This is a genomic window from Rhizobium sp. P1_E6 (assembly GCF_056405875.1).
Genome location: NZ_JBFUBG010000257.1, coordinates 1 through 1652, shown reverse-complemented (window position 1 = coordinate 1652; position 1652 = coordinate 1). Strand labels below are relative to the sequence as shown.

At 51.6% G+C, this 1652-nt stretch carries 1 protein-coding gene and 1 pseudogene; both read right to left on the bottom strand.

From position 1 onward, the window contains the following. Positions 1–304, bottom strand: a pseudogene (locus tag AC1D35_RS35980) (polysaccharide pyruvyl transferase family protein); the annotation flags it as partial. A 36-nt stretch (positions 305–340) separates the two neighbouring features. Continuing rightward, on the bottom strand, positions 341–1483 hold the full coding sequence (locus tag AC1D35_RS35975) for a glycosyltransferase family 2 protein (protein WP_477942767.1): 1143 nt from the start codon (positions 1481–1483) through the stop codon (positions 341–343). Positions 1484–1652 lie beyond the last annotated feature (169 nt).

Sequence of the window (1652 nt, the reverse complement as noted above, 5' to 3'; positions counted from 1 at the left end):
GGATTTCCTCGTGGAAATCATTGAATTCCGGCCAAAGATCGCCAAAATTTCCTCCGCCGTGAATGAAAATGGGACCGTCGCCGATTGCGCTTTCCATATCTGTCCAATTGGTGTGGTGGACTGACGAGATGTAAGCAGGCCGCAACGAAAACCGCTTAAAGAGATCGGATTCGCCGACATAAATAGCGCTGTCCCCTACGTTATTGTGATCGGGAAAGTCCACCAAAGCAAAGCGCCCATCCTTCGGCACCAGATCGCTCATAGTCGAAAGTATCGTCTTTTGCAGCTGAGACACGACGCTCATATTCTATTCTCCGTCGACAGAATTCTAATTTCTATTTCAATTTGTCAGGGCGGTGGATTGTTTGCGTTTAAAGAAGCTTTTCTTTAAATTGCTTACAACGGCTCGTGCGATGTTTTCCAACGAAGGTTGCAGCGCAAAGGCATCGGACAGCCTGCCCAGTTTCAACAGCCGTAAGGCAGTCTTGCCTTTCAGCCGACTGATCTCGCGCCTGTTCTGTTTGGAAAGGGCGGTTTGGCCGAGCGCTTCGCCGATAAAGGCACAATCCTGATGATCCGGGATATAAGGTCTATACTCCATCAAAGACAGGAGTTTTGCCGAAGTGGCGGCCTTAAGGTAGCTCTGTTCATCAGGGGAAAGAGATTGCCCGGCAAGCTCCAGTATGCTGCCAAGTGTCTTGGCGCGCTCATAGTCCGCTCGCAGACCGRGCGAAAAGTCAATATCCGGAAGGCCTTGAACGCGGCGTTTATGAGAAATTGCTGCAAGTTGAGATGCAACTGCTGCAACGCGACCATTGAGCATGGATGCGCTGGATATACTGCCGCTATGGATGCGGTATTCCCCGTGAATATCACGCAAATTATGCAGCCGACCCACGCCAAGCAGGCGCCAATAGAGATCCGTATCCTCCGCATGAACAGCGTAGCGGTACCCTCCGACCTTCCTTATCGCGTCAAGACGCACCATCAGGAAAGGGTGCATCAGATAAGGTTCCTTTGAAGGAAACCAGTCAGGGTCCGGTCGAACATCCCCATACAGTCTCGACTGGGTGCCGATCAGCTTTCCGTTCTGGTCGATATGTCGAATGTTTGAGCCTACCGCCACGCAGTCCTTGTTGTTCTGCAAGAAGTTGAGTTGCGCTTCAAAACGGTTGGGGTAGGCGAGGTCGTCGGCGTCATGTCTGGCGACAAATTCGGCGTTGCAAATTTCCAGACCGGCATTCAATGCCGATACTATCCCGCCGTTCCGCGTCGTTAGAACCTGAACTCGCTCATCGGCCTCCGCGATCTTGTTCAAGATATCCTGTGTGCGGTCGGTCGAGCCGTCGTTGACGATGATAATTCTGATGTCGCGGATGGTCTGAGACTGAATACTGGCAACAGCGGATTCAATAGTGGTCTCTGCATTGTAAGCAGGAATGAGAACGTCGATCTGAGGCATCCCCATCGATGTGCCAGTCATTCTCGATCTCCTCTTTTGCGTGAGCAGGTTGAACTTGTCCGGCGAGCGTCGTGATTGCTTATCTGCGGACTGCGTTGCGAAGAAACAGCACGTTTTCACGGCCGATATCAAAGGCAAGTACTGCGACGGACACCGCATATGCAGCCGTGAAAATTGCTCCGAATAATAA